25 protein-coding genes are annotated in these 24,918 nt (G+C 63.9%); 12 read left to right on the top strand and 13 right to left on the bottom strand.

The genetic code is table 11. From position 1 onward, the window contains the following. The first annotated feature begins 37 nt into the window (after nucleotides 1-37). Nucleotides 38-829 carry an NAD(P)H-dependent oxidoreductase gene (locus tag ACIGJE_RS08160; protein ID WP_415086965.1) on the top strand — a complete coding sequence of 264 codons (792 nt, stop codon included), beginning with the start codon at nucleotides 38-40 and terminating at the stop codon, nucleotides 827-829. 22 nt (nucleotides 830-851) lie between these two features. Here the strand turns inward: ACIGJE_RS08160 and ACIGJE_RS08155 are convergent, their stop codons facing one another. From ACIGJE_RS08155 to ppk2, 3 genes are all read right to left on the bottom strand, one after another. After that, nucleotides 852-1,769 carry a cation diffusion facilitator family transporter gene (locus ACIGJE_RS08155; protein WP_415086963.1) on the bottom strand — a complete coding sequence of 306 codons (918 nt, stop codon included), beginning with the start codon at nucleotides 1,767-1,769 and terminating at the stop codon, nucleotides 852-854. Nucleotides 1,770-1,898: 129 nt separating this feature from the next. Continuing rightward, nucleotides 1,899-2,138: a DUF2934 domain-containing protein gene (locus ACIGJE_RS08150; RefSeq protein ID WP_415086961.1), complete on the bottom strand. Its 240-nt coding sequence runs from the start codon at nucleotides 2,136-2,138 to the stop codon at nucleotides 1,899-1,901. 239 nt (nucleotides 2,139-2,377) lie between these two features. Continuing rightward, the gene (ppk2, locus tag ACIGJE_RS08145) at nucleotides 2,378-3,271 is read right to left on the bottom strand and encodes a polyphosphate kinase 2 (protein ID WP_367625303.1); all 894 of its coding nucleotides are present in this window, start codon (nucleotides 3,269-3,271) and stop codon (nucleotides 2,378-2,380) included. A gap of 199 nt (nucleotides 3,272-3,470) precedes the next feature. Here ppk2 and ACIGJE_RS08140 point away from each other — a divergent pair, with 199 nt between their 5' ends. From ACIGJE_RS08140 to phoB, 7 genes are all read left to right on the top strand, one after another. Further along, complete coding sequence (locus ACIGJE_RS08140; protein WP_415086959.1) at nucleotides 3,471-4,790, top strand: ATP-binding protein; 1,320 nt, start codon at nucleotides 3,471-3,473, stop codon at nucleotides 4,788-4,790. Nucleotides 4,791-5,156: 366 nt separating this feature from the next. Further along, nucleotides 5,157-6,203, top strand: a complete 1,047-nt coding sequence (gene pstS, locus ACIGJE_RS08135; protein ID WP_311944226.1) for a phosphate ABC transporter substrate-binding protein PstS — start codon at nucleotides 5,157-5,159, stop codon at nucleotides 6,201-6,203. 73 nt (nucleotides 6,204-6,276) lie between these two features. Beyond that, complete coding sequence (gene pstC / locus ACIGJE_RS08130) at nucleotides 6,277-7,281, top strand: phosphate ABC transporter permease subunit PstC (RefSeq protein ID WP_311944225.1); 1,005 nt, start codon at nucleotides 6,277-6,279, stop codon at nucleotides 7,279-7,281. Between the two features lie 11 nt (nucleotides 7,282-7,292). Then, complete coding sequence (gene pstA, locus ACIGJE_RS08125) at nucleotides 7,293-8,135, top strand: phosphate ABC transporter permease PstA (RefSeq protein ID WP_311944224.1); 843 nt, start codon at nucleotides 7,293-7,295, stop codon at nucleotides 8,133-8,135. Next, nucleotides 8,132-8,959 carry a phosphate ABC transporter ATP-binding protein PstB gene (pstB, locus tag ACIGJE_RS08120; protein ID WP_311944223.1) on the top strand — a complete coding sequence of 276 codons (828 nt, stop codon included), beginning with the start codon at nucleotides 8,132-8,134 and terminating at the stop codon, nucleotides 8,957-8,959. Before pstA ends, pstB begins: the two co-directional genes overlap by 4 nt. Before the next feature lie 35 nt (nucleotides 8,960-8,994). Then, entirely contained in the window at nucleotides 8,995-9,714 is a 720-nt protein-coding gene (gene phoU / locus ACIGJE_RS08115) for a phosphate signaling complex protein PhoU (RefSeq protein ID WP_068299159.1), read from the top strand. Nucleotides 9,715-9,727: 13 nt separating this feature from the next. Beyond that, nucleotides 9,728-10,429 (top strand): phosphate regulon transcriptional regulator PhoB, encoded by a 702-nt coding sequence (gene phoB, locus ACIGJE_RS08110; protein ID WP_068299173.1) that lies wholly within the window; start codon nucleotides 9,728-9,730, stop codon nucleotides 10,427-10,429. 148 nt (nucleotides 10,430-10,577) lie between these two features. Here the strand turns inward: phoB and ACIGJE_RS08105 are convergent, their stop codons facing one another. The 9 genes from ACIGJE_RS08105 to ACIGJE_RS08065 form a co-directional block, all read right to left on the bottom strand. Then, nucleotides 10,578-11,840 carry an RNA polymerase sigma factor gene (locus ACIGJE_RS08105; RefSeq protein WP_311944221.1) on the bottom strand — a complete coding sequence of 421 codons (1,263 nt, stop codon included), beginning with the start codon at nucleotides 11,838-11,840 and terminating at the stop codon, nucleotides 10,578-10,580. Then, the gene (locus ACIGJE_RS08100; RefSeq protein WP_311944220.1) at nucleotides 11,837-12,193 is read right to left on the bottom strand and encodes a YciI family protein; all 357 of its coding nucleotides are present in this window, start codon (nucleotides 12,191-12,193) and stop codon (nucleotides 11,837-11,839) included. The genes ACIGJE_RS08105 and ACIGJE_RS08100 overlap by 4 nt, the downstream gene beginning before the upstream one ends. A gap of 85 nt (nucleotides 12,194-12,278) precedes the next feature. Beyond that, nucleotides 12,279-13,229: an aldo/keto reductase gene (locus ACIGJE_RS08095; protein ID WP_311944219.1), complete on the bottom strand. Its 951-nt coding sequence runs from the start codon at nucleotides 13,227-13,229 to the stop codon at nucleotides 12,279-12,281. A gap of 82 nt (nucleotides 13,230-13,311) precedes the next feature. Beyond that, nucleotides 13,312-13,758, bottom strand: a complete 447-nt coding sequence (locus tag ACIGJE_RS08090; protein ID WP_068299180.1) for an RrF2 family transcriptional regulator — start codon at nucleotides 13,756-13,758, stop codon at nucleotides 13,312-13,314. A 165-nt stretch (nucleotides 13,759-13,923) separates the two neighbouring features. Further along, entirely contained in the window at nucleotides 13,924-14,229 is a 306-nt protein-coding gene (locus ACIGJE_RS08085) for an RNA-binding S4 domain-containing protein (RefSeq protein ID WP_394313816.1), read from the bottom strand. An 82-nt stretch (nucleotides 14,230-14,311) separates the two neighbouring features. Further along, nucleotides 14,312-17,824 (bottom strand): helicase-related protein, encoded by a 3,513-nt coding sequence (locus tag ACIGJE_RS08080; RefSeq protein ID WP_483680219.1) that lies wholly within the window; start codon nucleotides 17,822-17,824, stop codon nucleotides 14,312-14,314. An 856-nt stretch (nucleotides 17,825-18,680) separates the two neighbouring features. Next, nucleotides 18,681-18,905 carry a hypothetical protein gene (locus ACIGJE_RS08075; RefSeq protein ID WP_483679759.1) on the bottom strand — a complete coding sequence of 75 codons (225 nt, stop codon included), beginning with the start codon at nucleotides 18,903-18,905 and terminating at the stop codon, nucleotides 18,681-18,683. Nucleotides 18,906-19,258: 353 nt separating this feature from the next. Next, nucleotides 19,259-19,732, bottom strand: coding sequence for a cyclic nucleotide-binding domain-containing protein (locus ACIGJE_RS08070; RefSeq protein WP_367625307.1), 474 nt, complete (start codon nucleotides 19,730-19,732; stop codon nucleotides 19,259-19,261). A 171-nt stretch (nucleotides 19,733-19,903) separates the two neighbouring features. Further along, complete coding sequence (locus tag ACIGJE_RS08065; RefSeq protein ID WP_105864259.1) at nucleotides 19,904-20,590, bottom strand: response regulator transcription factor; 687 nt, start codon at nucleotides 20,588-20,590, stop codon at nucleotides 19,904-19,906. A 299-nt stretch (nucleotides 20,591-20,889) separates the two neighbouring features. On the opposite strand from ACIGJE_RS08065, the gene ACIGJE_RS08060 reads away from it, so the two are divergent. The 3 genes from ACIGJE_RS08060 (at nucleotide 20,890) to ACIGJE_RS08050 (ending at nucleotide 22,854) form a co-directional block, all read left to right on the top strand. Next, nucleotides 20,890-21,420 (top strand): L,D-transpeptidase family protein, encoded by a 531-nt coding sequence (locus tag ACIGJE_RS08060; RefSeq protein WP_483679756.1) that lies wholly within the window; start codon nucleotides 20,890-20,892, stop codon nucleotides 21,418-21,420. 53 nt (nucleotides 21,421-21,473) lie between these two features. After that, nucleotides 21,474-21,920 carry a hypothetical protein gene (locus ACIGJE_RS08055; RefSeq protein WP_415086947.1) on the top strand — a complete coding sequence of 149 codons (447 nt, stop codon included), beginning with the start codon at nucleotides 21,474-21,476 and terminating at the stop codon, nucleotides 21,918-21,920. A gap of 76 nt (nucleotides 21,921-21,996) precedes the next feature. Next, complete coding sequence (locus tag ACIGJE_RS08050) at nucleotides 21,997-22,854, top strand: lysozyme inhibitor LprI family protein (RefSeq protein ID WP_483679754.1); 858 nt, start codon at nucleotides 21,997-21,999, stop codon at nucleotides 22,852-22,854. A gap of 203 nt (nucleotides 22,855-23,057) precedes the next feature. On the opposite strand, the gene ACIGJE_RS08045 is transcribed toward ACIGJE_RS08050, so the two are convergent. Next, entirely contained in the window at nucleotides 23,058-23,720 is a 663-nt protein-coding gene (locus tag ACIGJE_RS08045; protein WP_415086943.1) for a YggS family pyridoxal phosphate-dependent enzyme, read from the bottom strand. Nucleotides 23,721-23,959: 239 nt separating this feature from the next. Between ACIGJE_RS08045 and ACIGJE_RS08040 the strand changes: the two genes are divergently transcribed. After that, complete coding sequence (locus tag ACIGJE_RS08040) at nucleotides 23,960-24,751, top strand: hypothetical protein (RefSeq protein WP_415086941.1); 792 nt, start codon at nucleotides 23,960-23,962, stop codon at nucleotides 24,749-24,751. Nucleotides 24,752-24,918 lie beyond the last annotated feature (167 nt).

Genomic DNA, 24,918 nt, shown 5'->3' with positions numbered 1-24,918 from the left:
AGCTTTGAGGAATGATTTCTCATTCCTGGAAACACCCATGAAAGTCCTGCTCGTCTTCGCACACCCCGAACCCCGCTCGCTCAACGGAAGGCTCCGCGACGTCGCCATCGCCGAACTCGAGGCCCAGGGCCACGAAGTTCGCCTCTCCGACCTCTATGCCGACAACTGGAAATCCGAGGTCGACCAGGCCGATTTTCCGGCTCAGGAAGCCGAAGCCAGGCTGATGCCGGTGCAAGCCTCCAAGAAAGCCTTCGAGGCCGGCACGTTGACCGACGACGTCAAGGCCGAGATCGAGAAATTGCTCTGGGCCGATGTCCTCATCCTGCAATTTCCCCTCTGGTGGTTCACCATGCCGGCCATCCTCAAGGGCTGGGTCGACCGCGTCTTCGCCTATGGTTTCGCCTATGGCGTGGGTGAGCACAGCGAGCAGCGCTGGGGGGACCGGTATGGCGAGGGAAGCCTGGCCGGCAAGCGCGCGATGCTGATCGTGACGGCCGGAGGCTGGGAAGAGCATTACACGCCGCGCGGCATCAATGGCCCGATCGACGACCTCCTGTTCCCGATCCATCACGGCATTCTCTATTATCCCGGCTATGACGTGCTGCCGCCCTTCGTGGCCTATCGCGCCGATGGCCTCAAGGAAGCGGGTTTCGAGCCCCTGGCCGAACGCCTGCGCGACAGGATGCGAACGCTGCAATCGACATCGCCCATCCCCTACCGGCGCCAGAATGCCGGCGACTATCTGATCCCGACCATGCAGCTGCGGGCCGGGCTCGAGACGCCAGGCGAAACCGGCTTCTCGCTGCATCGGCGCGCGGCCGTCGATTGAGCCTGCCGGATCCGGATAGCCGTTACAGCCTGGTTTCGCCTTCGGCCTCACGCAATGCCTGATCCTCGGTCTGGATCGTGACATGGCCGATGCCGAACTCATGCCCGACCAGCTCACGCGCCGCCGCCAGCACCTCGCGCGCCCTCGCCATGTCGGCCAGCACCAGATGGCCGCTCATGGCATCGAGCCCCGAGGTGATCGTCCACACATGCAAATCATGCACGGCGACCACGCCGGGAATTTCGGCCAGCTTCTTCTCGAGCAGCGCGAGATCGACCTCGGGCGGCGTGCCTTCCATCAGGATGTGCACCGCCTGCTTCAGCAGGATCCAGGTGCGTGGCACGATGAACAGGCCGATCCCCGCGCCGATGATGGGGTCGACCAGCGTCCAGCCCGTCAGCATCACCACGAGGGCGGCCAGGATGACGCCGAGGGAGCCGAGCATGTCCGACAGCACCTCGAAATAGGCACCCTTGACGTTGATGCTCTCCGAGGAACCGCCGGACAGGAGCTTCATGCTGATCAGGTTGACCACCAGCCCTGTCGCGGCAACGGCCAGCATCGGGCCGCCAAGGATCTCGGGCGGATTGCGGAAGCGCTCATAGGCCTCATAGAGAATGTAGACGGTCAGCAGCAGCAGCACGACGGCATTGGTCAGCGCCGACAAGACCTCCGTCCGGACATAGCCATAGGTCTTCTGCGGCGTGGCGGGCCGTTCGGCGAAACGGATGGCGATCAGGGCCAGGGCCAGGCCGCCGGCATCGGTCAGCATATGCGCGGCATCCGCCAGCAAAGCGAGGCTGCCGGTCCACAAGCCACCGACCACCTCGGCCACCATGAAGGCCGCGGTCAAGGCAAGGGCAGCCAGCAAACTGCCCTTGTGGCGGCCAGCGGTCGTCTCTCCGCGCGAGACCGCCCCGTGCGCGTGCCCGTGTCCCATCCTAACCCCTCGCCACTGCCGCAACTCCAATGCCGCGGCACAGGAGGGACCCTAACTCCTCTAGCCGCTAGAGAAGCAAGGCCCAAAGGCGATGGACAATGCGAATGTCCGGCAAGCCGCCGACACGGCTCAATGTTGGCGGGTCTTGGGCTTGGCAACAGCAGGGACAGCCTTTTCCTCCGGCTCCCCCTTCTCATTCAGCTCGTGCACGTCATAGAAACGGGAGGTCAGCGTCGATTTTGCCTCCTCGCCGACAATGAACTTCTTGGCCATCTCCCAGTGGCGAAGATCGCTGCCTTCCGGACAGCCTTCGCGCAGCCAGATCTCGTAGGCCTTCATTCGAATACGCTGTTCGGTCGTGTGTGGCATTGCTGCGCTCCCTCGTCGCGTTGTACGGGGCGGCACGGGTCGGGCACCGGGCAAAGTCATGGCACGACATTCGCCCAAACCGCGATCGGCCGGCCGCCACGATGAAAACGTGCGGGCGGGCGCCTGGTTCCCCAAGCGGGCAGGATTGGTGTGCCGGTCTCCTGCACTCCCTCACGAGGTGGAGATGATCGGCATCCGAGGATAGAGCCGGTCATCGGCGGACCCGCGTTGCAGGCGTCTCAGACCTCCCCGCCATTGGCGAGAAAACGCTCCGCGCTCAGAACGATCTTGCTGTCTTGCCCACCCACCAGCTTCTCGTCCTTGTCGGGATAGGGCAGATCCGTCAGCACGGCGCGGATGGCGGCAAGGCGGGTGCGCAGCTTGTCATTGGCCTTGATGATGGTCCAGGGCGTGTCGACGGTATCGGTCGCCGCCAGCATGCGGTCATAGGCCTGGGAATAGTCGTCCCATTTGCCCACCGCCTGGTGGTCGATCGGCGAGAGCTTCCACTGCTTGAGGGGGTCCGCATAGCGCGCATGCAGGCGCTTGAGCTGCATGGCCTGGCCGATGGTGAGGAAGAGCTTGAACAGCCGGATGCCGTCACGCACCAGCATCGCCTCGAATTGCGGCGCCTCGTGCAGGAACTTGTCGGTCTGTTCCGGCGTACAGAACCCCATCACCGGCTCGACGCCACCGCGATTGTACCAGGAGCGGTCGAAGATCGCGATCTCGCCCTTGGTCGGCAATTGGCCGACATAGCGCTGGAAATACCACTGTCCCTGCTCGGTGGGCGTGGGTTTCGACAATGCGACCACGCGCGCATCTCGAGGACTCAGATGCTGGGTAAAGCGATGGATGGCACCGCCCTTGCCGGCCGTGTCCCGCCCCTCGAACACCACCACCACGCGCTCGCCCTGCTCCTTGACCCAGGTCTGCGCCTTGAGGAGCTCGATCTGCAAGGCGCGAAGATCCCGTTCATAGGTCTTGGACTTCAGCTTTTCCTTGTGCGGGTAGTTGCCCGACCGGAAAGCTGCCTCGTCGATCTCCGGAGGCAGGTCGAGATCATCGAGACGAAACCCGGCAATCGCCTTCTTGAGCGCTTCATCCGTCTGCTTGCCCGCCTTCTTTGTCATGGAACCTCTCCAAATCCGCGCGATCGTCGTGAAACTGTCATCGCTCTGTCTACATTGCCAGCATGAACGATTTCCACAACGCCTGGAGCAAAGCGCATTCTGGTAGAAACGCCCTTTGCCCTGGCTCTCTGGTTGGACGCGTCCTTGCGATTCGAGACCAATCCGTCAAATCGCAAAACGCTTTGGATGGAAAGCCGCAATGTCGATGGTGATGGAACGCTCCTGGCTCTTGACGAAATTGGCCTGGAGCGGTGTAGCTGGTCCGGTGAGTTCGAACAGAAACATCCTGAACCGCATCTGGGGTCGCCGTTGGCTCGTGCTCTCGATCGCGGTTCTGCTGGCCGCTCTCGTGCTGTGGGACGGCGCCAATCCCTGGCATGGATTGCTCATCTTCGCCATGATCGTCGCCGCGACGGGCACCATTCCCTCAACCGGCGGGCATGACGGCAGCATCCAGCCCACTCTTCCCAAGGGTGGCGGCAAGCCTTCCTTCGACGATCTGGTGATGGCCATTCCGGATCCGGTCATCGTGCTCGATTCGGAGCTTGCCGTTCGTTATTTCAACCGCCGCGCCCGCGACATCGTGCCGAATCTGCGCATTTCGGAAGCCCTGACCTATGCACTGCGCGTGCCGGAACTGATCGATGCCATCCGCTCGGCCCTCGACACCGGGGCCAGCCGGCAGATCGAATATTCCGAACGCGTACCGATCGATCGCGTCATCGAGGCGCAGATCTCCACCATTGCCGGCGAGAACGGCCGCACGGCCTTCGTGGTGATCGTGCTGCGCGACGTCACCCAGCGCCACCGTGTCGAACAGATGCGGGTCGATTTCGTCGCCAATGCCAGCCACGAACTGCGCACGCCACTCGCCTCCCTGCTCGGCTTCGTCGAAACCCTGCAGGGACCGGCCCGCAACGACGCGGCTGCACGCGAAAAATTTCTCGACATCATGCGGTCCCAGGCCAATCGCATGTCCCGGCTGATCGACGATCTCCTGTCGCTCTCGCGCATCGAGCTCAATGCCCATGTCCAGCCCGACAAGCCGGTCGAGCTCGGTGCGGTGGTCGGCCATGTCGCCGATACGCTCGGGCCCCTCGCCCAGGACCGCAGCGTCACGCTCAGCGTCGACAAGCGCGTCCCGATGCTGGAAGTGCGGGGCGAGCGGGACGAGTTGATCCGTGTCTTCGAGAATCTGGTGGAAAATGCCATCAAATATGGCGCGTCCGGCGGCAAGGTCGAGGTTACCCTCGATTCGCAACCCAAGCCGCAGGGCAAGGGCCGCGAGGCGGTGGTGACGGTGCGCGATTACGGCCCGGGCATCGAGGCGGAGCATGTACCGCGCCTCACCGAACGCTTCTACCGGGTGGATGCTGCGAAATCCCGCGAGAAGGGCGGCACGGGCCTCGGGCTCGCCATCGTCAAGCACATCGTGGCGCGCCACCGCGGCCGCCTGGGCATTGAGAGCGTACCGGGTGAAAGCACGGTTTTCTCGGTCCGGATCGACCAGATCGACTGACACAGCGAGGCATTTTCAGGAACTGCCGGCTCCTTCGGCGATTTTCACCAAATCTTTGATTTGGCCTCGAAAATCGCCGGGCACGCGAACAAGGACAGGCCGGTATCCCCGAATCCGGCATGACGATCGAGGCTGCAGCCATCGTCATAGGGTTTCGACGGGTTTTAACAATCGCGTCACCACCGTTGCGACGCGGTTGACAGAATACCATCAACCAATTGAATTATAACGGTTTTATTTGTCATAAAACGATAGCCTAACTGTCATAGAACCGTTGCTGCCGGCTTGTTAGGAGTCGCGCCGTAGACAGGGTTGCCGACCGGTAAACGATCGTAGCGCCTGTCCAGAGAACAACGGAGATAGACCGTGAAGCTTTCCTTCCTCGCGCTCGCCGCTTCGGTAGCCCTGTCCAGCACGATCGCCGCGACCGCCGCCTTCGCTGCCGACATCACCGGCGCCGGTGGCACCTTCCCCGCCCCGGTCTACAATGCCTGGGGTAGCGATTTCAAAGCCAAGACCGGCACCGCGCTGAACTACCAGGCGATCGGTTCGGGCGGCGGCCAGACCCAGATCACCAACCGCACTGTCGATTTCGGCGCTTCCGATGCTCCGATGGCCACCGACAAGCTGACCGCCGCCAAGCTGCTGCAGTTCCCGACCGTCATCGGCGCCATCGTGCCGATCGTGAACATCGAGGGTGTATCCGCCGATCAGCTCACGCTGACCGGCGCGATCATCGCCGACATCTACCAGGGCAAGATCACCAAGTGGAACGATCCGAAGATCGCCGAGCTCAACAAGGATGTGAAGCTCCCCGATCTCGACATCGCCCCGGTCTACCGCGCCGACGGCTCGGGCACGACCTATGTCTTCACGTCCTATCTTTCGGCCGTGAGCCCCGACTGGAAGAGCAATATCGGCGCCGCCACCTCGGTGCAGTGGTCGACCGGTTCGGGTGCCAAGGGCAATGACGGCGTCGCCGGCGCCGTGAAGAACACCCAAGGCGCCATCGGCTATGTCGAATATGTCTATGCCGCCAACAACAGCCTGACCACCACGCAGTTGCAGAACAAGGACGGCAAGGTCGTCAAGCCGACCGTTCCTGCGTTCCAGGCCGCAGCCGCCAAGGCCGATTGGAAGGGTGCCAAGGACTTCGCCGTCTCGATGATCGACGTCGGCGGAGAAACCTCCTGGCCGATCGTTTCCACCACTTTCATCCTGCTGCCGAAGGATCCCAAGGACGCCAAGCAGTCGGCCGAAGTCATGAAGTTCTTCGACTGGGCCTACAAGGATGGCGGCGCGACGGCCGAGAAGCTGCACTACATCCCGCTGCCCAAGGAGGTGATCGATACCGTTCGCACCGCCTGGAAGAGCGAAGTGAAGGCTGCCGACGGCAAGGCCGTCTACGAATAAGCTGAACCCCCGACCCGGCGCAGTTCTGCGCCGGGTCGTCGTCCCTGATCGAATCACAGGCTGGAACATCGCCATGAGCGCCGTAGCCGACTCCTCGCTGGACGCATCCAACTCGGCCGCAAAGGTCGCGCAGGGTTCTCCCTCGCCCGGGGCCAAGACGGTTCCGGGCGCCAACCTGGATCCCATCTTCAAGGCCGCCCTCTATGGCTGCGGCTCCCTCGTGCTGATCCTGCTCTGCTCGATCGTCGTGCTGCTCTTCTATGGCGGCTGGCCGGCGCTGGCCCATTTCGGGCCGAGCTTCTACTGGTCCACCGCCTGGAACCCCGTCACCGAGAAATTCGGCGCCGGCGTCATGATCTACGGCACGCTGTTCACCGGCATTCTCGCTTTGATCATTGCCTTGCCGATGTCCTTCGGCATCGCCTTCTTCCTCACGGAGATCGCGCCCCAGAGCGTGCGGCGACCGATCGGCATCGCCATCCAGCTCCTGGCGGCCGTGCCGTCGATCATCTTCGGCATGTGGGGGTCGCTGATCGTGGCGCCGATCCTGGCCCAGACGATCTACCCGCCGATCATCTCCGTCCTCTCGCACGTGCCGGTGCTCGGCTATCTGTTCAAGGGCCCCACCAACGGCGCCGGCATGCTCACGGCCGGCATCATCCTGGCCCTGATGATCATTCCCTTCATCACCGCGATGTTCGTCGAGATCCTCGAATCGGTGCCCGCCATGCTGAAGGAATCGGCCTATGGCGTCGGTGCCACCACCTATGAAGTCTTCCGCAACGTCTCGGTGCCCTATGGCCGCACGGCGCTGGTCGGCGCCGTCATGCTCGGCTTCGGCCGCGCTTTGGGCGAGACGATGGCGGTGACCTTCGTGATCGGCAACGCCAACCGAATATCGGCCTCGCTGTTCTCCTCGGGCGCGACCATCGCCTCCACCATCGCCAACGAATTCCCGGACGCGCCGGCCGGCTCGCTGCGCAGCCAGTCGCTGCTGGAGCTGGGCTTCGTGCTCTTCGTGATTTCCTTCATCGTGCTTGCGATCTCCCGCATGCTCGTGCGCACCAACGCCAAGTAAGGGAGAGCATCATGGCCCATCTCGCCCAAAGCAGCGCCCGTCTCGCCCGCCGCCGCGCCCTCGACTATGCCTACAAGGTCGTCTCGATCAGCTTTGCCGCGATCTCCCTGCTGGCGCTGGCCTGGATCCTGTTCACGCTGCTGCGCGAGGGTCTGCCCTCGCTGACCATGGACCTCTTCACCAAGGACATGGCCGATGGCGGCCTGCGCAATGCCATCGTCGGCTCTCTCGTCATGGTACTGCTCGCCCTCCTGATCGGTGCGCCGATCGGCATCATGGCCGGCACCTTCCTGGCCGAGGCCGGCCGCGGCAGCAAATTCGCCGATGCGGTGCGCTTCATCAACGACATCCTGCTCTCGGCGCCGTCCATCCTGATCGGCCTGTTCGTCTACCAGATGATCGTGGTGGCGACAGGCGGGTTCTCCGGCTGGGCCGGTGTGGTGGCGCTGGCCATCATCATCCTGCCGGTGGTCGTGCGCACCACCGAGGACATGCTGGCGCTGGTGCCGATCAGCCTGCGTGAAGCCGCCTTTGCCCTGGGATCGCCGATGTGGAAGGTCATCACCTTCGTGACCTGGCGCTCGGCTCGCACCGGTATCGTTACCGGCATCCTGCTGGCCCTGGCCCGCGCCGCCGGCGAGACCGCACCGCTGCTGCTCACGGCCTTTGGCAATTCCAACTGGTCGCTCAATCTCGGCAATGCCTTTGCCAGCTTGCCGGCTGCCATCTACCAGCTCGCGCCCTATCCCGATCCCAAGGCCGTCTCGGTGGCCTGGAGCGGCGCCCTCCTCATCACCGCCGGCGTGTTGGCGCTCAATATCCTGACCCGCTTCGTGCTCGCTCCCAAGAAATGAGTGCTCCCATGTCCGCTACCCCCCAAGCCTCCATCGCGGTTGCCGAACGCCCCCTCGCCGATCCAGCCGCCGCCGTGAAGCTCAAGGTCGAGAATCTCGACTTCTATTATGGCGAGAAGCATGCGCTCAAGGCCATCAATCTCGACATGATCGACCGGCAGGTCACCGCCATGATCGGTCCCTCCGGCTGCGGCAAGTCGACTCTGCTGCGCGTGCTCAACCGCATGTACGACCTCTATCCGGGGCAGACCGCCAAGGGCCGCGTGCTGCTCGACGGCCAGAACGTCATCGGCAAGGAGATCGACCCGGCGGTGCTGCGCGCCCGCATCGGCATGGTGTTCCAGAAGCCCACGCCCTTCCCGATGTCGATCTACGACAACATCGCCTTCGGCGTGCGGCTGCATGAATCCATCTCCAAGGCGGAGATGGACCAGCGTGTCGAATGGTGCCTGACCAAGGCCGCCTTGTGGAACGAGGTCAAGGACCGCCTGCACGCTTCAGCCCTAGGCATGTCCGGCGGCCAGCAGCAGCGCCTGTGCATCGCCCGTACCATCGCGGTGAAGCCCGAAGTCGTCCTGCTGGACGAGCCGACCTCCGCGCTCGATCCGATCTCGACCGCCAAGATCGAGGAATTGATCGACGAATTGAAGCGAGACTTCACCATCGTGATCGTCACGCACAATATGCAGCAAGCGGCGCGCTGCGCGGATGTGACGGCCTTCTTCTATCTGGGCGACCTCATCGAAGTCGGCCAGACCAACAAGATGTTCACCACCCCGAACGACAGCCGTACGCAGGATTACATCACCGGCCGCTTCGGCTGATCCCTCGGCCAGCGTCGAATTCATTTGGAGGCGGCATGTCCGACCATATCGTTACATCCTTCGACCAGGAACTGCGCGAGCTGCGCAACATGATCGCCGAAATGGGTGGCTATGCCGAGAAGAGCGTAGCCGACAGCGTCGAAGCCCTGCTCAAGCGCGACACCCAGCGCGCCAAGGCGGTGATCGATCTCGACGCCGCGATCGACAAGTTGCAGCGCCAGGTCGAGGACAGGGCCATCCTGATCATCGCCAAGCGCCAGCCGCTGGCTCTCGACCTGCGCGAGATCGTCTCGGCCCTGCGGGTGGCCAATGACCTCGAGCGGATCGGCGACCTCGGCAAGAATGTCGCCAAGCGCGTGGTGGCCATCCACAGTCACGCCCAGCCGGCCCAGCTCTTCGGCGGTTTCGACCACATGGCCGACCTGGTACTCGAGCAGCTCAAGCAGGTGCTCGACGCCTTCGCCCAACGCAATGTCGAGGAAGCCCTCTCGGTCTGGCGCTCGGACGGCGAGATCGATGCGATGTATACCTCGCTGTTCCGCGAATTGCTGACCTACATGATGGAAGATCCGCGCAATATCGGCTTCTGCACCCATCTGCTGTTCTGCGCCAAGAACATCGAGCGCATCGGTGACCACGCCACCAACATCGCCGAGACGGTCCACTATCTCGTGACCGGTGAATCGCCGGCCGGAGAGCGGCCCAAGGCGGACAACAGCACCGATCTCGTCGACCTTCCTGTGCCGGCTAAATAACAAGGGATAGGCCATGCCTCCCAAGGTTCTGATCGTCGAGGACGAAGAAGCGCTGACCCTGCTGCTGCGCTACAATCTCGAAGCCGAAGGCTATGAGGTGGATAGTGTCGCACGCGGAGACGACGCCGAGATCCGCTTGCGCGAAAGCGTGCCGGACCTGGTTCTGCTCGACTGGATGTTGCCGGGCCTGTCCGGCATCGAATTGTGCCGGCGCATTCGCATGCGCCCGGAAACCGAGCGCCTGCCGGTGATCATGCTCACGGCGCGCGGCGAGGAAACCGAACGCGTGCGGGGGCTGGCCACCGGCGCCGACGACTATGTCGTCAAGCCCTTCTCCGTGCCCGAGCTCTCGGCCCGCGTGCGTGCCCTGCTGCGCCGGGCCAAGCCCGATCACGTCGCCTCCCTGCTCAAGGCCGGCGACATCTCCCTCGACCGCGAGACCAAGCGCGTCCATCGCGGCAATCGCGAGATCCGCCTCGGCCCGACCGAGTTCCGCCTGCTCGAATTCCTGATGCAGGCACCGGGACGCGTCTTCGCGCGCGAGCAGTTGCTCGACAGCGTCTGGGGCCGCGACGTCTATATCGACGAGCGCACGGTCGACGTGCATGTCGGCCGCCTGCGCAAGGCGATGAACCGCACGCGCGAGATCGATCCGATCCGCACCGTGCGCGGTGCCGGCTATTCCTTCGACGAGACCTTCGCCAAGCAATCCTGAGCGCGTTTCGTGGGCATTGCCCGCTCGCTCCGCTTCGCCAAGGCTGCGTTGCGCCCTCACCACGCTCCTACGGGGAGAGGGTTAGGGGCTGCGCGACGTAGAGAGCAAGAGTGGGCGACGATATCCGCCCTCCTCCCTCGCCGCGCAGTCACGCCGCCAAATCCGCCAGGCGTGCCTGCAGATAGCGGCGGATGGCCGGATCGCTCTCCAGGCCGATCGCCCGCAAATAGGCATTGCGGGCCTCCTCCGGTCTGGCGGCCCGCACCAGCAAGTCCGCACGCGCGGCCCAATAGGGCTGGTAATCGACGATGCGTCCGTCACCGGCGACCTCGTCAAGTGCAGCCAGACCAGCCTGCGGCCCCATGAGGCGGGCGAGCGCCACGGCCCGGTTGATGGCGGCCACTGGAGAAGCTGTCAGCAGAACCAGGGCTTCATACAATGTGACGATCGCGGCCCAGTCCGTCGTCGCGCAGATGCGTCGATGCGCATGGGCCGATTGCAGCGCGGCTTCCAGCTGATAGCGGCCGATCTGGCGGACCTGGCCGGCCCGGGCAAGCAAGGCCTCGGCCTCCTCGATCAGTCCCGCATCCCAGAGCGTGGTGTCCTGCTGCTCCAGCGGAATATAATCGCCGCCCTGGCCGCGGCGCGCCGCCCGCCGCGCTTCGGCGTGCAGCATCAGGGCCAGCAGTCCCAGCACTTCCGGCTCGCCGGGCAGGAGCGAGGCGAGCAGCCGGCCGAGCCAGATACCCTCCGTCGACAGATTGCGCTCGCGGGCATGAGCCCCTTCCGGATCGGCCCAGCCTTCGGCATAGACGGCATAAACGGCCTCCAGCACCGCGTCGAGACGGCCGGGCAACTCGTCGGGCTCCGGGATGCGGAAGGGGATGCCGGCTTGCTTGATCTTGGCCTTGGCCCGCACCAGTCTCTGGCTCATCGCCACGGGCGAGACCAGGAAGGCGCTGGCGATCGCGCCGGCATCGAACCCCAATATCACCTGCAGGATCAGGGGCGCACGCACGGTGGCATCGAGGGAGGGATGGGCGCAGGCGAACATCAGGCGCAGGCGCTCATCGGGCACGGCATGCCGCTCGCCCTGCTCCGAGGCGAGGGCCTCGACATGGCGGCTGACCTCGTCCGCCTTTTCGCCGCGCAGCCTGGCGCGGCGGGCCGCATCGATCTGGCGGCGCCGGGCCGCGGTCAGCAGCCAGGCTTCGGGATTGACGGGCACGCCGCCCGCCGGCCAATGTTCCATGGCCGCAGCAAAGGCGTCGGCCAGGGCATCCTCGGCCCCCGCAATGTCGCCCGAGCGCGCCGCGAGAAGAGCGACGAGCCGGCCATAGCTGCGTCGCGCCACGATTTCGGCAAGCTCGGCTGCGGGGGCTGAAGACACCGGCTCGGGCCGTTCGCTCAATAGTCCTTCGGGTCCCATATCGGCCGGACCTCGATGGTCCCGATGGCGGCGCTCGGGCAGCGCGCCGCCCAGCCGATCGCGGCATCCAGGTCCGGCACGTCGATGATATAGAAGCCGCCGAGCTGCTCGCGTGTGTCGGCGAAGGGCCCGTTGAGCACCTGGGTCTTGCCGTCGGCGATGCGCACGGTGGTGGCCGAAGCCGTCGGGCGCAGGCGGCTCCAGGGGCCGAGGGCACCGGCCGACTGGAGCGCCTGCGTATAGGCCTGATAGGCCGCTAGGATCTGCTGCTTGTTGGCGGGATCCGCCTTCAGCATGGCTTCTTCGCTGCTGTAGATCAGAATTGCGAACTGCATGGGTTCCTCCTGTCTCCGCCGGCGCATGATGCGCCGGCATGACAATGACGCGCCATCCCGTTCGCTTTCGACAGCGACAGGAAAATTATGCGCTCGCCTTGGTGAGCTGCTCGATCTCGGCCGAACCAAGATTGAGCTCGGTCGCCTTGATCAGGTCGGAGAGCTGCTCGACGCTGGTGGCGCTGGCGATCGGAGCGACGATACCGGGCCTTGCAATCAGCCAGGCAATGGCGACTTGGGCGGGCGTGGCGTTCTTGGCCTCGGCCACCGCGTCCAGGGCGGCGAGGATGCGCAGGCCACGCTCGTTGAGGTAGGTGCCCATGTCGCCGCCACGCGCATTGCTCTTGGCGAAATCGGCTTCGCTGCGATATTTGCCGGACAGGAAGCCCTTGGCCAGTGAGAAATAGCTGGTCACGCCAATCTCGTTCTTGAGACAGAAAGCCTCGAGCTCGCGCTCATAACCGGAGCGATCATAGAGATTATATTGCGTCTGCAGGTTCTCGAAACGCGGCCACATCTCCTTGGTGCTGATCGCCAGCGCCTTGAACATGGTATTGGCGCTATGATTGGAATTACCGATCACCCGCACCTTGCCGTCCTTGACCAGCTCGGCATAGATGCCCAGCGTTTCCTCGAGTTCGACCTCCGGATCCTCCCAATGGGAGAGATAGAGGTCGATATAGTCGGTCTGCAGGCGCTTGAGCGAGTCCTCCACCGCCTGGACGATGTAGTCGCGCGACAGGCCCTTCTTGCCCGGCCCCATTTCCGAGCCGACCTTGGTGGTGAGCACGATGTCGGCGCGATTGCCGCGAGCCTTCATCCACTTGCCGATGATGACCTCGGATTCGCCGCCCTGATTGCCGGGAACCCAGGATGAATAGACATCGGCAGTGTCGATCAGGTTGAAACCACCCCCGACGAAAGCATCGAGGACGGCGAAGGAGGCTTTCTCATCCGCGCTCCAGCCAAAGACATTGCCACCCAGGCCAAGCGGAGCAACCGACAGATCCGACCGTCCAATCGCACGTTTTTCCATGAATGCTCTCCATATTCATGACAACAAATGGACCCGTCCGGCACTTGGCCGTGCCGGTTCGGGCTCAAGGGCCGCAGGGAGTTCAAATCGAATAGGTCAGCTCTTGTTCCCCGCCCCCTGCCTGACGCATCTCTTCCACCGACATGTTGTCGAGCAGGTTGGAAGAGAGGTCCCGCACACGCCGCATCAAAAGGCGTACGGTGCAACCTGGAACATCCGGGCAGTCGAGGCAAGGCTGATAAGCGGTGTGGCTGGCGCAGGCGATCGGCGCGAGCGGGCCGTCGAGAACCCGGATGGCATTGCCGACGCTGATCTGGCTGGCTTCGCGCGCCAGCATGTAGCCGCCGCCCTTGCCTTTCTTGGAGCGTACGATGCCGGCCACGCGCAACTCGCCCAGGATCGCATCGAGAAACTTCTTGGGAATGCGGTTGGCTTCGGCGATTTCCTGGCTTTGCGCCGTCTCGCCGGCCGGCAGGCTGGCGAGGTGCGCCAGCGCCTTGAGACCATATTTGCCCTTGTTCGTCAGCATTGCCCGATTCGCTCCACGCAGGACAAAGTCCATCCTGTCTATCACGAATATAGGGATTATGGACCGAATCGATAAGGCCCCGGACTAGTGTGTCGATCTCCAGACCGACACACCAATTCTGCTTCAACCGCGCAAAGGCCGCCTATACCGGGATTGCCGATGGCCTCAGGTCACCGCCAGCCGGCCCGGCGGCTCGGGTGACAGGTCCTCGTAGAGCGTCTGGGCCTCGCTCGCCGGGCCGCGTCGATCGCCCAAGGCGAGAACGCGATAGACCCGGACGGTACGCTCCAGGGCGATGGTGAGCACATCGCCCACCTTGACGGCCTTGGCCGGGCTATCCGTGCGCGTGCCGTTGAGGCGGACATGACCGTCCGTCACCAGTTTCGCGGCCAAGGAGCGTGTCTTCACCACGCGTGCGTGCCAGAGCCATTTGTCGATCCGAAGACGATCCTGGCTTCCGGCCTGGCTCATAAGTCGGTTCCCTAGAGCAAAACGCGTTCAGACGCGTCTTTGCGATTCGGGGTGACTCCGTCAAATCGCAAAACGCTGTGGATCAGGTCTTGTCCGGCTTGCCGCCCTGCATCTGCTCCTTGAGGGCGAGCAGCTTGGCGAAAGGCGAATTGGGATCCGGCGCGCGATTGGATTCGCGTCCTCCCTGCGGCTTGGAGTCGCTCGACCAGTTGCGCGGGCGGTCGCCGCCCCGCTCCTGCCGATCGGGCCGCGGGCCACGATCGGGACGCGGTCCGCGGTCGGGACGGGCATCCCCCCGGGGCCGCCCGCCTTCGCTACCCTGCTTGCGCTCGCCGAAGCCCCTGTCCTCCCGCGGCCGGCCATTGCCGCGATCATCGCGGCGCGGCCGGTCGAAGCGGTTGGGCCGGTCACCTTGCCGGGCCTCCGTACCTTCGGCAGGAGCTGCGCCTTCCGCTGGCGCCGGACGACCACGGCGGAAGCCGCCGCCTGCCTCCGGCTTGCGCTCGGCGCCGGGCTGGCGGTTGCCATGCTGGGGACGGCCATGGTGATGCGGACGCTGGTGCCGCTCGAAGCGTGCCGGTCGCCAGACCTCGATCTCAGGTACTTCCTCGACCGCCGCCTCGGCGGCGGGCGTCTCGGAGGAGGTTTCGGCCGTGGTCGCAGCCTCTGCACCTTCGATGCCTTCGCTTGCCTCAGCGGGCTCCTCAGGAGCCGCAGTCTCGGCTCCGGCCGTTTCCTCGACCGGGGCTTCGGAGACCTGAGCCTGCTCGGCTTGAACTTGCTCGATTTGGACCTGCTCGCCTTGGATCTGCTCGGCTTGAGCTTCCTTGCCTTGGGCTTCCTCGGCCAGGGCCTCCGCGATCTGCACTTCCTCGGTCGGAGCCTCGGCGCTGGGCGTGTCGTCGGCCGGCGCGTCGCTCACCGCCTCTCCGGCAGCCTCGGCGACTTCCTGGAAGCTGTGCTCATGCGGCGGCGAGCCGATCGCCTCCATGGCATCGATCTCGGCGGGCGTCGGAGCGGCTTCCTGGCTCGATTCGGCAGCCTCAGCACCGTCCGCAGCCTCAGCCGCGGCAGCCTCGACGGGCGCGGCAGGCTCGGTCGGCGCCGGCAGCCGGATTTCCTGGGTGATCGCCGGGCCCTTGCGCTTGTCGGAGCGATAGCCCAGGCCCCGCAGGATCGAGGCGAAATCCTCGCCCGAGCAGCCGACCAGCGAGGTCATCTGCACGGTGGCGACGAAACCATCCCCATCGGCGGTACCGGCCGGCGGCTGGCCCACCGTGGTGCCGGGGCGATAGGCGATCGCCGGGCGAATGAGGTCGGCGAGGCGCTCGAGAATGTCGACGCGCACCGCCCGCTCGCCGCAGACGCGATAGCCGACCAGGCGATAGAGCCCCTTGTCGATGGTCTTGTCGGCCGGCATGGAGGTCCGGCCCGAGGCCGCCAGATGCGGGATCTCGTCGAGCCCCTTCTGGTCGAGGCCGCCATGGGTGAGAGCCCACAACTGCGCGGCGAGCGCGCGGGGCGCCGGCTTCATCAGCATCGGCAGATAGATGTGATAGGCGCCGAAGCGCACGCCATGCTTGCGCAGCGAAGCGCGCTGATTCTGATCGAGTTGCTTGAGGTCCTCGGCCACCTTGGAGCGATCGAGCACGCCCAGTGCCTCGACGAGCTGGAAGGCGATGCCCTTGGCCAAGCCTTGCAGGTCCTCGGCCTTGTCGAGCAGCAGCAGCGGCCCGAGTAAGCGGGTGATGTGGTTGCCGATCCAGATATCGAGCCGCGTCTGCACGGAATCGCGGGCCGGGCCCGTCAGCTGCTCATCCGCCAGCAAACGGATGCGCGGCGTCAGCGGCTTCTCCCCGCCGATGAGCTTGGCCACGGGCTCGCCGATCCAGCGCACCGTGCCATCCGCCGCCAGGGCGAATTCGGTATCGGGCGCCTGCGCGAATTTCTGGCTGCGCGCGTCGATCTCGCCTGCCAGAGCCTTGGCCGCCGCGGCCCGCAAGGCGCGGCCGCTCTCACCGTCGCCGGCACTCGGGTCGGGCGCGAACTGGAAACCCTGCAGCGTTCCGACATGTTGTCCCTCGACAATCACATCGCCGGTTTTGGTAATTTCAGTCTCAAGCATGGCGTTTTCTCTAAGGCGCCGCATCAGCACGCTGGTGCGACGGTCGACAAAGCGTTGGGCAAGCCGTTCATGCAATGCGTCGGAGAGCTTGTCCTCCACACTGCGTGTCACACCTTGCCAATGAGCGGGGTCTTTCAGCCAGTCAAGCCGATTTGCCGCAAAAGTCCAGGTTCGGATATGGGCGATACGCGTCGAGAGCGTATCGATGTCGCCGTCGGTCCGATCCGACATGGCAACTTGACGGGCGAACCAGTCGTCCGGGACCTTACCCTCCCGCATCAAAAATCCATAGAGATTCGTGATGATGTCGGCATGGGAATGAGGGGAAATCTTGCGATAGTCGGGCAAGCCGGCCACTTCCCACAGCCGCGCCACCGCCTGGCCGCCCTTGGCGAGGCGCCTCACCTCCTCGTCACGGGCGAGGATGGACAGGGCCCGGATGTCGTCGGCGTCGGGAGCCCGGGTCAGTCCTTGCTCCTCGGGCGTTGCCGACAGCGAGGCCTGCAGCGCTTCCAGCGAAGAGAAATTGAGGGCGGGATTGCGCCACTGCAGCACTTTAACGCTGTCGAAGGAATGCCCCTCGATGGCCTCCACCAGTTCAGGCTCGAACGGATCGCAGCGCCCGGTCGAGCCGAAGGTGCCGTCGCGGACATGGCGCCCGGCGCGGCCGGCGATCTGGCCGAACTCGGCGGGCGTCAGGCGGCGGAACTGGTAACCGTCGAATTTGCGGTCGCCGGCAAAGGCGACATGGTCGACGTCGAGATTGAGGCCCATGCCGATGGCGTCGGTGGCGACCAGGAAGTCGACATCGCCGTTCTGATACATCGCCACCTGGGCATTGCGGGTGCGCGGCGACAGGGCACCCAGCACCACGGCGGCGCCGCCGCGCTGGCGGCGGATCAGTTCGGCGATGGCATAGACCTCGTCGGCCGAGAAGGCCACGATGGCGGTGCGCCGCGGCAGGCGCGTCAGCTTTCGGTCGCCGGCGAACAGGAGATGGGACAGGCGCGGCCGCGTCACCACATTCACGCCCGGGATCAGCTTCTCGACGATCGGCTTCATCGTCGCCGAGCCGAGCAGCAGCGTCTCATGCGTGCCGCGCCGGTTGAGCAGCCGGTCGGTGAAGACATGCCCGCGCTCGAGATCGGCGGCGATCTGGATCTCGTCGAGCGCCACGAACGGCACTTCGAGGTCCCGCGGCATGGCCTCCGCCGTCGCCACCCAATAGCGGGCCTTGTCGGGCTTGATCTTCTCCTCGCCGGTCACGAGCGCCACGAACTCGGCGCCCACACGCTCCACCAGCTTGTTGTAGACCTCGCGCGCCAGCAGCCGCAGCGGCAGGCCGATGATACCGGCGCCATGGCCGAGCAGGCGCTCGATGGCCAGATAGGTCTTGCCGGTATTGGTCGGCCCCAGCACCGCTGTAACACCGCGGGCGCGCACGGATGGGGGCAGGATGGGAGGCAGCATCAAGGTCGGCGGTCTTTCGGGCGTCATTTCGCAGAGCAAAGCGCGTTTCGGCGGCAACGCTTCCTGGCTCTAACTCGTTGTTTCCAAGCCAATCCAATCGATTGGCCAGAGCGTCTTTGAGATTTGGCCTGCTTTGGTCAAATCTCAAGACGCCTTGAGGGAAGCCGGAGCACCCCGTTTTCAGGATTCGCCAGACACCCAATGCCCCGCGACGTCAAGGAAATACGGCTTTTGTGCGCATTTCCTGCATTCTGGTACCAGACACATATCATTCTGTCTCGCCATGAAACGCAAATATGGGCGTGAATGGCCGAAATTTAACCCCCCGAACGAGACTGGAACGGAAGGCGCCCGAATCGCTGCCCGGGCGAAATTCCCGCTTCACTCGTCTGTCGTCGGCAGGCATGCACGATTGGTGCGCCATGTCTGAACAGGGTTAAGGACGGGCCTGGCCAATGCCGGCAATGCGAGGAACTCGTTCCCATTTTGGGTCGAGCTTTCGGCATTTCGTGGTGGGTCGTTAATGTTGGGAACGGCCTTTGAACGAAGCGGGAGCGAATCACCGACCGTCCCGCCGGGCCGCGTTCCGCAATCCCCGAAAGCCTCGCGCCGAGCAATGCAGCTTCGCACCTGCCTCCCTTCGTCCATGGAGAAAGCGTTGCAGCCACTTCCTTCCGGCCGGCATGGATTAATTCCCGGAATGGGCCACCCGGCCTGGTTTTCGGCAGCGCAGCTTAAGGCCTGGTACGGGCATGGAACAAAGGGCGCCCGAATCACCGACTTCGTCCGGCAAAAAACGGGCCGGTCGTGAGACCGGCCCGCGAACCACGTCGTCTTTAGGTGACGAAGCGCGCTCCTACCAGCGATGCCAACGGCGATGGCCCCATCCCCAGCCCCGATGGTGATAGTAGCGGGGGCGATAATAGGGACGGTAATAGGGCCGATAATAATGACGCCGGTAGTAGGGGCGATAATAGGGGCGATAATAATAGGGGCGGTAGTAATGGCGCCTGTAATAGGGACGGTAATGGTAGCGGTAATAGGGACGCCAATGGCGGCGATGGCGGATAGTCTGGACCAAGCCGTTATTCAGCGCCTGACCGTCGGCTCTGGTTTGGCCGGCGGGGGCGATGGGCATGGCCGATGAACTCTGGGCGGTCGCAAAGAAACCAATCGCAGCAAAGCAAGCTGCGAAGATCAACCCGATAGGCGTTCTCATCCTGCACTCTCCTTGACCGTTTTACGGCTCGGTAATAACGCCAGGCACCGTAAAGACGCGTCGAAACAATGAGGGTTTCTGGGTATCGAATTTAGCAGACAGCGGCTGAACCGTAGCTGAACGGCACAGGTGCATGTCCCGCAGTGGAACAACTTGAGCCTATTGCAGCCAACACTTTAGGAAAGCGAACAGCACTGGAACGAAAAGCGAGCGAATCAGCTTTCCTCGTCATGATGGTCGATGCCGATACGGCGCAGGCGGTCCTTCACCCCGGCCAGCTCGCTCGACATGTCCTGCACGCGGCGGCGAACCTCGTCGGCGATGCGGGCCGCCGTCGCCGGATATTCCTCCAACGTGCGCCTGAACATCTGGCGCGACACGCGCAGCACCACGCTGGCCTCCCGCGCGATCGCCGTGGTGGGACGGCGGGTTTCCGACAGCAGGGCCATTTCGCCGATCAGGGTGCCGGGTCCGACGATGGCGGTGGCGACGTCGTCGTCGATCAGCGTGATCGCGCCCGAGGCGACGACGAAGCCATATTCGGAGATGTCGTCCTTGCGAAACAGCGTGTCGCCGGCACGCAGCCGTCTGGTCTCGGACGAGAAGGCGAGCAGGCGCAGGGCATCACGGTCCATGGAGCGGAACAGCGCCACTCTTTCCAGCAATGCCATATCGTCTTCGAGCGCCATCTGCGGCCTTGGGTTCGGAAGGAAACGTCCTACGCGCAAACAATAATTCACACCATCATTGCGAGCGTAACGAAGCAATCCAGGCAAAGGGCTGGGACCCTGCCCCCTTGATTGCTTCACTGCGTTCGCAATGACGAGATTCCAGCCACACGATCACGTGCAGTGACGATCTCACGGCACGAGCTTGTAGCCGCCGCCCTCGGTCACCAGCAAGGCCGCGTTGGAGGGATCTTTCTCGATCTTCTGCCGCAGGCGGTAGATATGGGTTTCGAGCGTATGGGTGGTCACGCCCGAATTATAGCCCCAGACCTCCTGCAGCAGCACATCGCGCTGCACCGCCTTCTGGCCAGAACGATAGAGATAGCGCAGGATCGAGGTTTCCTTCTCGGTCAGCCGGACCTTGGAACCCTTGTCGGTCAACAGGAGCTTGGAGGCCGGCTTGAAGGTGAAGGGGCCGATGTTGAACACGGCGTCCTCGCTCGTCTCGTGCTGGCGCAGATGGGCGCGCACACGCGCCAGCAGCACGGCAAAGCGAAAGGGCTTGACGACATAGTCGTTCGCGCCGGCTTCGAGGCCAAGAATGGTATCGGCATCGGAATCATGGCCGGTCAGCATGATGATCGGTGACTTGAAGCCGTTCTTGCGCAGCAGCTTGACCGCTTCCCGCCCATCCATATCCGGCAGGCCGACATCCATGATCACCAGATCGAGATGGTCTGTCTTGGCGATCTGGACCGCGCGGCTGGCGGATTCGGCCTGATCGATCTCGAATTCGTCATAAAGCGCCAATTGCTCGGCCAGCGCCTGGCGCAGTTCATTATCATCGTCGACGATCAGAATTTTGCGGCTGCCGGACATGACATTCCCCAGAAGGCGAAAGCGATCGATCAGGAGGAATCTGCCAGGGCGCTCGGCGTGCGCGGCAGGAAACCCGGTATGCTTTCGCGCTTTGAATACCAAAGCAGAGCGCGTTTTAGCGAAAACGCCCTTTTGCTCCGGCTCTTTGTCTTGACGCGTCTTTACGATTCTTGGTGATTCCGACAAATCGCAAAACGCTTTAGCGCTCTATCGCATTATGACGGCGTGCGCCATGATTTGTGAATCGCATGACGGCACTTTCGACAGGGATTTGCGGTGAAAAATCTGGAAGTCGGCCCTTGAAGCACAAGATCGATCTCATTCGCGTGCAGGCATCCCCGCTTTCGCGCAGCCGTGGCCGCCTGACGGTGGGCGGGGTTTCCTACCCCTGCGTGCTGGGCCGCAGCGGCATTGCCGTCACCAAACGGGAGGGAGATGGCGTCACGCCCCGGGCCGTGCTGCCGCTCCGCGGCCTGTTCCAGCGGCTGGACCGCGCCCCCCGCATTCCCAGCCAATTGCCCTTCCGCGCCATTCGCCCGCAGGATGCCTGGTGCGACGACGTCTGCGACCGGCGCTACAACACGCTGATCCAGCGCCCCCTCGACCAGAACGCCGAGGAAAGGCTGGCCCGCGGCGATCGCCTCTATGACGTCATCGTGCCGCTCGGCTGGAACGATGCACCGATCGTCAGGGGGCGGGGCAGCGCCATTTTCTGGCATGTTTCCCGTGAGAACAACGCGCCGACCGCCGGCTGCGTCGCCGTGGCACCGGAGGTGTTCCGCAAGGTGCTGCCGAGACTGTCGCGCCGTGCCGTGATGGTCATCGACTGACGGAGGCGCCGCCCCGCGACGTCGGCAGGATATTTCATAAGCAAGGGTTATTGATGAAACAGATCATTTTCGCAGCAGCCGGCTGTGCGATTGCCGCCCTGGCTTTCGCCGATGCGACGGCGGCCATGAGCATGCAGGATACCGCTGCCGGCACCTATGTCCGCCGGGAAAACGGCGAAGCCACGCTCATCGTCAAGCGCACCGGCGAGCATTGGCGGGTAAGTGCCGCCGTCGGCGGCGTTCCGAACGGCGCGGCAACGGTTGCCGATTGCGGCTTCATTGCCGAAGGCTCGATCACGGGCCACGCCTTCGAAGGCAAGGTCACCCGCGTCAACATCGTGGCCGGCCTCGATGAACAGGGTGATGCGGCCAAGCCCGGTCTCGGCTTCTCCTTCTCCATCGACAAGGGCGCGATCACGGTTCGTGGCGCCGATGCTGCTGCCATCTGCGGCGGCGAGGGCAGCCTGATAGACGGCACCTACCCGCGCAGAAGCCGCTGACGCCTGAACTTTCCCGCTCGCCTTGCCCCCGACTCCGCTGCCGCTCCTCCTTCGCCCTTTCCTTGGAACATCCGCAATGAAACGCCTGGCTTTAAGCATCGCTGCCCTGACCGTGCTCCACACCCTGCCCGCCCACGCCATCGACTGCAAGAAGGCCTCGACCTCGATCGAACGCCGCATCTGCGCCGACAAATCGTTGCGGCAGGCGGATGCCGCCATGGGCGTGGCCTATACCAGGATCCTCAAGGCCAGCCAGGATCCCGAGATCCGCGCCATGCTGATCGAAAGCCAGAAACACTGGCTGGCACGGCGGGATCTTCGTCTCGATCAGGAGGACGGAGCGGAAGGTGCCGAAGATAGCGGCGAGGAAGCACCCAAAAACAATCTCCTCAAGGCAATCCAGGCGCGCACCGCGGATTTGGCCGAATTCTCCAAGACCGATGCCAAGCTGCCGCGGCTGATCGAGATCGCCCTCAAGCAACGCCGGTTCAACGCCCAATTCACCGGAGGCCCCTTCGCGGGCTACAGCGCGGATTGCGACTTTCTGCCGAGTGGCAGTGATCAGATCTATACCTGCCTGGGAACGCGCACCTACCAGAACGAGGACCGGGTCTGCTCCGTGACGACGGACTTCGCCACCAACGCGCTCTACATCACCCAGACCGTGGCCGAGGTCTCCGATGGCAAGCTCAAGACGATCGCGACCTGCGGCGACGAGAACGGCAGCAGCCCCTGCCCCGACGGCCAGCCTTCCGCCGACCGGCACTGGACCCTCCAGCCGGCTGCAACCGCCAATGCCAGCGGCACGAACACACCGTCGCCCAAGATCAGCGCCGATCTCGGCGAGGATGAGGACAGCCCCTGGTTGCGCGCCTGCCTGACCGACAAGAGCTATCCTCTCGCCGATCCCGCCAGCGACGGCAGCAAGAAATAGCGGTCCCACACCTCCCAACGGAGCATTATCGCAATAAGATCAACGGACTATGTCGGGCCTGTCATTCCCGGCGCCGCTGCAAGCGGCGGAAAGGGAATCCAGGGGCTAAAGGGATATATGCGTGGCCCCTGGATCCCCTTCCCGGAGCCAAAGGCACCGCCGGGGATGACATACGCGATTTCTCGAAAAGCCCGGAAAAGGGCTCAGCGCGTCCCGAAGATGGCGCTGCCCACACGCACATGGGTGGCGCCAACCTCGATGGCCGTCTCGAAATCGCTCGACATGCCCATGGACAGCATCGAAAGCCCGTTGCGGGCGGCGATCTTGGCGAGCAGGGCGAAATGCGGTCCGGGCGACTGCTCGAACGGGGGGATGCACATCAGCCCGTCGATGACGAGACCATAGTCATCCCGGCAGGCCGCAATGAAGGCATCGGCCTCCTGGGGCGCGACACCGGCCTTCTGGGCTTCCTCGCCGGTATTGACCTGCACCAGCAGGCGCGGCGCCTTGCCTTGCCTGGCGATTTCCTTGGCGAGCGCCTGGGCCACGGAAGAGCGATCGACCGTGTGGATCACATCGAACAGGGCCACCGCTTCCTTGGCCTTGTTGGACTGCAGCGGACCAATGAGGTGAAGCTCGATATCGGGATAGACAGCCTTGAGAGCAGGCCATTTGCCCTGCGCCTCCTGCACGCGATTCTCGCCGAAGACCCGCTGGCCCGCGGCAAGCACCGGCTCGATCGCTTCCGGCCCGAACGTCTTGGAAACGGCGATCAGGGTCACCGCGCCTGCAGGGCGCAGCGCGTCGGCCTCAGCGCGGGCGATGGCAAGGCGAACCTCCGCGAGGCGGGCCGGAGCGTCGGACATGGCATGATTTCCAGAGAGTGGCGAAAGGACGAAACAGGCCTCCGACATAATAGGACGGACGGGCTATTGCTACCGGAACCTAGCCGGACCATGCTAAAAGCCCCGCATGGACAAGGGTTGCCTAGAGCAAAGCGCGTTTGGACGAAAACGCTATTTTGCTCTAGCTCTTTGATTCGACGCGTCTTTGCGATTCTTGGTGAAACGACCAAATCACAAAACGCTTTGCGGAGGGCAGGCCGATGATGCAATTCAAGGTGGCCAAATCGATCTTGGCAAGAAGCACCCTGGCAGCGCTCCTGATCTGCGGACTTGGACGGGCAGCCTTCTCCCTCGACATCGGCCCGACCACGATTTCCGTGCCGGTCTTCGGCATTCCCCTCGACATTCCGATCCAGGCTTCCCTCGACAGCAAGAGCGAGGCGGACGGCGTCCAACTCGATCTCGCCGTTACCGGCGACCTGAAATCGCTGCAGGACAATGCCCTGGCGATCGCGCGCAAATTGCCGTTTCCCGCGGATGCCTGTGCCCGCAAGGGCCCCAATCTCGTGGTCAACAGCATCGATAGCGCCCATATTCGGGCCGAGGGCGATACGGCGGTGATCGACGTTGCCGGCAAGGTGACGGCCTGGGGCTGCGCCAAGGTGCTGGGACAGAAGATCAAGACCAAGATCGCCACCGACCGGATTGCCATCACCATCCCGGTCGAGCTCTACATCCCGACGCCGCGCCAGGTCGCCTTGCGGGTGAAGGGAGAAGCCTCGATCAAGACGGGCGATCCGCAAATCACCGAAATCGCGACCGCCCTGCTCGGCAATCTCAACCAGCGCTTCACCGTTGCCGTGGCCAAGGCCCTCGACGAGGACAAGGCCCGGGCCTCCGTGCCGGCGATACCGGGCCTCGACGTCAAGATCGAGCGGGCCGTCTTTGCCCAGGATCAGGACAAGCTGCTGGTCAAGGCCAAGGCCGACGGTCACGCTACGTCAGCCGCTTTCGAGAGCCTGATCGGGCTGACGGGCAAGAAAGCGCCGTAATACGATTGTTGCGCCTCCCGTTTGAACGGTAGCAGGCGTGTCCGCCTCTCTTACCCCCTTCCATACCAGCATGGCTTGGTGGCAGATCGCCTGAAAGCCGTTGCCCGAGCGCTTCCGGCACGCCCTAATCGAGGGAATCGACTTTCTTCGCCGGCCAGGCTTGGCGC

This window comes from Labrys sp. E2SS-1L, assembly GCF_057073705.1.
The sequence above is the reverse complement of the archived record's forward strand: the minus strand, read 5'-3'. Positions and strand labels throughout refer to the sequence as shown.

Bases quoted from the DNA above. Each gene is read 5' to 3' on its own strand.
- ACIGJE_RS08160 (WP_415086965.1), top strand. From the start codon at position 38: ATGAAAGTCCTGCTCGTCTTCGCACACCCCGAACCCCGCTCGCTCAAC.
- ACIGJE_RS08155 (WP_415086963.1), bottom strand. From the start codon at position 1,769: ATGGGACACGGGCACGCGCACGGGGCGGTCTCGCGCGGAGAGACGACC.
- ACIGJE_RS08150 (WP_415086961.1), bottom strand. From the start codon at position 2,138: ATGCCACACACGACCGAACAGCGTATTCGAATGAAGGCCTACGAGATC.
- ppk2 (WP_367625303.1), bottom strand. From the start codon at position 3,271: ATGACAAAGAAGGCGGGCAAGCAGACGGATGAAGCGCTCAAGAAGGCG.
- ACIGJE_RS08140 (WP_415086959.1), top strand. From the start codon at position 3,471: ATGTCGATGGTGATGGAACGCTCCTGGCTCTTGACGAAATTGGCCTGG.
- pstC (WP_311944225.1), top strand. From the start codon at position 6,277: ATGAGCGCCGTAGCCGACTCCTCGCTGGACGCATCCAACTCGGCCGCA.
- pstA (WP_311944224.1), top strand. From the start codon at position 7,293: ATGGCCCATCTCGCCCAAAGCAGCGCCCGTCTCGCCCGCCGCCGCGCC.
- pstB (WP_311944223.1), top strand. From the start codon at position 8,132: ATGAGTGCTCCCATGTCCGCTACCCCCCAAGCCTCCATCGCGGTTGCC.
- phoU (WP_068299159.1), top strand. From the start codon at position 8,995: ATGTCCGACCATATCGTTACATCCTTCGACCAGGAACTGCGCGAGCTG.
- phoB (WP_068299173.1), top strand. From the start codon at position 9,728: ATGCCTCCCAAGGTTCTGATCGTCGAGGACGAAGAAGCGCTGACCCTG.
- ACIGJE_RS08100 (WP_311944220.1), bottom strand. From the start codon at position 12,193: ATGCAGTTCGCAATTCTGATCTACAGCAGCGAAGAAGCCATGCTGAAG.
- ACIGJE_RS08095 (WP_311944219.1), bottom strand. From the start codon at position 13,229: ATGGAAAAACGTGCGATTGGACGGTCGGATCTGTCGGTTGCTCCGCTT.
- ACIGJE_RS08090 (WP_068299180.1), bottom strand. From the start codon at position 13,758: ATGCTGACGAACAAGGGCAAATATGGTCTCAAGGCGCTGGCGCACCTC.
- ACIGJE_RS08085 (WP_394313816.1), bottom strand. From the start codon at position 14,229: ATGAGCCAGGCCGGAAGCCAGGATCGTCTTCGGATCGACAAATGGCTC.
- ACIGJE_RS08080 (WP_483680219.1), bottom strand. From the start codon at position 17,824: ATGCTGCCTCCCATCCTGCCCCCATCCGTGCGCGCCCGCGGTGTTACA.
- ACIGJE_RS08070 (WP_367625307.1), bottom strand. From the start codon at position 19,732: ATGGCGCTCGAAGACGATATGGCATTGCTGGAAAGAGTGGCGCTGTTC.
- ACIGJE_RS08065 (WP_105864259.1), bottom strand. From the start codon at position 20,590: ATGTCCGGCAGCCGCAAAATTCTGATCGTCGACGATGATAATGAACTG.
- ACIGJE_RS08055 (WP_415086947.1), top strand. From the start codon at position 21,474: ATGAAACAGATCATTTTCGCAGCAGCCGGCTGTGCGATTGCCGCCCTG.
- ACIGJE_RS08050 (WP_483679754.1), top strand. From the start codon at position 21,997: ATGAAACGCCTGGCTTTAAGCATCGCTGCCCTGACCGTGCTCCACACC.
- ACIGJE_RS08045 (WP_415086943.1), bottom strand. From the start codon at position 23,720: ATGTCCGACGCTCCGGCCCGCCTCGCGGAGGTTCGCCTTGCCATCGCC.
- ACIGJE_RS08040 (WP_415086941.1), top strand. From the start codon at position 23,960: ATGATGCAATTCAAGGTGGCCAAATCGATCTTGGCAAGAAGCACCCTG.